The organism is Kitasatospora sp. NPDC127116 (assembly GCF_042677365.1).
Classification (GTDB): Bacteria; Actinomycetota; Actinomycetes; order Streptomycetales; family Streptomycetaceae; genus Kitasatospora; species Kitasatospora lactacystinica.
Genome location: NZ_JBHXTL010000269.1, coordinates 1 through 3,780, shown reverse-complemented (window position 1 = coordinate 3,780; position 3,780 = coordinate 1). Strand labels below are relative to the sequence as shown.

At 73.5% G+C, this 3,780-nt stretch carries 2 protein-coding genes; both read left to right on the top strand.

All coding sequences use genetic code 11. The annotated features are described in order from the left end of the window. Nucleotides 1-218: 218 nt before the first annotated feature. A complete protein-coding gene (locus ACFVHV_RS43430) occupies nucleotides 219-812 on the top strand; it encodes a hypothetical protein (RefSeq protein WP_359898086.1) in 594 nt (197 codons plus the stop codon). 385 nt (nucleotides 813-1,197) lie between these two features. Then, nucleotides 1,198-3,678, top strand: a complete 2,481-nt coding sequence (locus ACFVHV_RS43425; protein WP_380359353.1) for a hypothetical protein — start codon at nucleotides 1,198-1,200, stop codon at nucleotides 3,676-3,678. The last annotated feature ends 102 nt before the right edge of the window (nucleotides 3,679-3,780 follow it).

Below are 3,780 nucleotides of genomic sequence, written 5' to 3'. Positions count from 1 at the left end.
GCCCCGGGCCCCCCCCCCGCCCCCCCGCCGGCCCGGCTGAACCCTCGGACCGGGGAGCAGGGCGCACCACGGTCGTACAGCCGGGACCGTCCCCCCGGCACCCTCACCGGGGCCGTGCCGCCGGTCGCGTTCCGCCCCGCGGCGGCGCCACCCCCGCGCGAGCTTCCTCGAACCGCACCACCGATCACCTCTCCTCTCCCTCTCCCAAGGAGTTCGGCATGTCCCGCATCAGTGCCCGCCTGGCCGCGACCGGTGCCACCGTCGTCCTCGCCCTGACCGGTGTGAGCGGTGCGGCCGTCGCCGACACCGCCGCCACCCCGGCCTCCGGCCAGGCCGTGATCACCACCGACGTGAGCTTCCTGGCGGACGCCGCGCTCAACGGCATCCTGGTCATCCCGCTGCAGCCGGCCGACCCGAAGCTCGACGCCGACACCGGCCTCACCGTGACGCTCCCGGTGACCGACGGCGCCGCGAACATCCCCGGCTTCTACGGGCACGTGCAGTTCGGCGGCGGTCTGCTCTTCATCAACCTCTCGACCGGCAAGAGCGTGACCTTCAAGCAGCTCGACTTCTCGGTGGCCAAGGGCTACTTCACCGCCGTGCCGAACGGTTCGACCACCCCGGTGCCGCTGCTGGACCCGCGCGGCAACAACGTGATCGGCCGCACCGGCACCACCCAGACCCTGAACTCCTCCAGCTTCCAGGTGGACGCGGCCGGCGCGAACTACCTGGACACCAACCTCGGCACCACGTACTTCAAGGGCGGCCAGCAGATCGGCTCGCTCGCGCTGTCCTTCACCCCGGCGAGCTGATCCCAGCTCCACCCGGCCGCAGATCGGAGGGCCCGTGCCTCGGCGCGGGCCCGCCGCATGCGGATCTTCCAACTCCGGTACGGAGTCGCCGCGTTGTGGTCTCGTACACCTGGCCGACCGGATCCCGCCATGTCCGGCTGGCCGAATGGTACGCACGGAATCGTCCGTCCCCAGCGCGATCCGACGCCCTCGCGCCGCTCCCTCGGCGGCCCGCATCTCCCGGAGGCCTCGCATGAGAACCCGCGTACCCGACCGAAGAGGTCGGGGAAGGTGGCGCCGTCGACTACCGGCCCTGGCCCTCGCCAAGGCGGTGGTGGCGGCGCTCGCTGTCATTCCGATCGGGTTGGGCGCGGCGCCGCAGGCTCACGCCGACTCCTCGACGACCGTGACCGGTCCGAAGGTGTGGATCCCGGCCGCCGGAACGTACGGCGACGAGGGCAGTGTGACGGTCTCCCAGACGGCCAACCTGACCAACCAGGTGCTCCAGGTCTCCTGGAGCGGCTTCACGCCGACCGTCACCCAGAGCGGCGGCCCGGTGACGACCACGCCCGTGCAGTCGACCCTCAACCTGTACGCGGTCCGGGTCTACCAGTGTCGCGGCACCGACCCCGCCGTGACGGACTGCTACGGCAGCACCCTCTACGGCGGCGACCGCGAGGCGGGCTTCGAGCAGCCGGCCCGCCCGGTGCACACGGAGACGCCGGACTGGCCCACGAACATGGTGCTGGCCCCGACCGGCCCGGACGGCTCGGGCACCGCCTCCATCGAGGTGTGGAGCGCCAAGGAGAGCACCACGCTCGGCTGCGACGCCACCCACCCCTGCTCGATCGTGGTCGAGCCGAACTACGGCGGCGACCCGACGGACCTGTACAACATCCGCGGCGGCAAGGCCGACTGCAACGACCACCGGATGGACAAGGACAGGTTCTACAACGCCGCTTCGGACGGCGTCATGAAGCCCGGCCGGATCAACTCGAAGACCAAGAACCGCACCAGTGAGCAGTGCGCCTGGCTCAACCGGACCGTGGTCCCGCTCTCCTTCGCGCCCACCCCGGACTCCTGCGTCGCGAGCGCCCAGGACTTCGGCACCGCCGGTCTGGAGATGGCCAACCGGGCGATGCAGCAGTGGCGTTCGGGCCTGTGCCTGGGCGAGTCCCCGATGACCGTGGGCTACATCCCGGCCGGTGGCGAGCCGCAGGCCCGGTCGGCCTTCCTGGGCGGCAGCAGCAGCATCGACCTCGCGCTGACGGCCCGGCCGGACACGTCACCGCCCCCGCGGCCGTACGTCTACGCCCCGCTGGCGACGACCGGCATCTCCGTGACCTTCGTGGTCGACGACCCGAACACCGGTCGGCAGATCAAGGACATGAAGCTGAACGCGCGGCTGCTGGCCAAACTGCTGACCCAGTCCTACGCGTCGCCCGGTGCCGACATCCCGTCCGTGGCCGGCAACCCGATCTGCCTCTTCACCGACCCCGAGTTCAGGCAGCTGAACCCGGAGACCCCGGAGAACGGGATCAGCTGGCCGACCAGCTGCGGCGGAGCCCTGACGATCTTCCCCGGTGTCCCCGGCGGCACCACGGACTTCACCTACCTGCTGACCTCGTGGATCGCGGCCGACCCGGACGCCGCCCGCTTCCTCGACGGCGAGCCGGACCCGTGGGGCATGCACGTCGACAGCTTCTACCTGAAGCCCCGGTTCACCGGCTACCCGGCCGAGGCCTTCCAGCCCCAGGACATGTCCGGGACGAGCACGCCGCAGGACGGCGCCGACACGGCGCACTGGAAGCAGTTCGAGTGGGTGCCCTCCACCGAGGGCCTCTCCCGGGTCGCCCGCAACCAGGTCCAGAACCGCCCGAACTGCCAGCAGCCGACCTACAACGCCAACGGCGGGCACGACGCCTGCGCCGCGCAGCCGGCCGGCCAGCGCATGATGCTCGCCATCATGGACACCGCCCAGGCCAAGGCGTTCTCGCTGCCCGAGGCCACGCTGCTCAACCCGGCCGGCGCCTACGTGTCGCCGTCCACGGCCGGCTTCCAGGCCGCCGTCGCCGACATGCCGACCGACCCCGCCACCGGGGTCCAGCAGCTGCCCTACGGCACGCCCGACACCGCGTTCTCCCGTGACCAGCGGGCGTACCCGCTGAGCTACGTCCAGTACGCGATGGTCCCGACCGGCGGGGTGCCCGCCGCGAAGGCGGCGGTGATCTCCCGCTTCCTCAAGACGGTGACCACCACCGGGCAGACCTACGGCATCGCGCCCGGCCAGCTGGCCCAGGGCTTCCTCGCCCTGAACAACGCCCAGCGCCAGCAGGCCCAGCAGGCCGTCCAGCACGTCGAGGCCCAGGACGGCAAGCTGCCCGGCAACCAGACCGCCCCGCCGGCCGAGAAGCCCGAACCGGGCACCCCGGAGAACGGCAACGGCGGCTCGGGCTCCGGCGGCACCGTCGACGGAACCAGCCCGGTGAGCACCTCCGGCACCGGCACCACCGGCGCGGACGGCAACTCCGGCGGCACCGGCTTCGGGTCCTCCGACGGCCTGTCCGGCGGCGGGCTCTCCGGCACCGGCTCCACCGGCTCCACCGGGACCGGCACGGCCGGCGGCGCCGCGGCCCCCGGCACGGCCGCCGGCGGCAAGCCCGGCGCGAGCGCCGCGCCCTCCGGCGGCCCGCTCGCCGCGGCCCCGGTCGGCACCCCGGTGCCCGACCGGCCCGGCACCGCCCGGCTGCTGCTGCCCGTCGCGCTGATCGCCGGCCTGGTGCTGCTGGTCGGCGGACCGGCCGCGCTGTTCCTCGGCGGCACCCCGGCCGGGGCGAAGGTGCTGACCGGCGCCCGCACCCAGTGGTCGCGGCTGCGCCGCAAGTAGGAACCCGCGCTCGGCGGGGGCGGCCCACCCGGCCCCCCCCCCCCCGGCCCCCCCCCACGCCCCGCCCCCCCCCCCAACCCCACACCCCCCCACCCCCAGCGG

Excerpts from the sequence above, each read along its gene's own strand:
- ACFVHV_RS43430 (WP_359898086.1), top strand. The coding sequence starts at position 219 with ATGTCCCGCATCAGTGCCCGCCTGGCCGCGACCGGTGCCACCGTCGTC.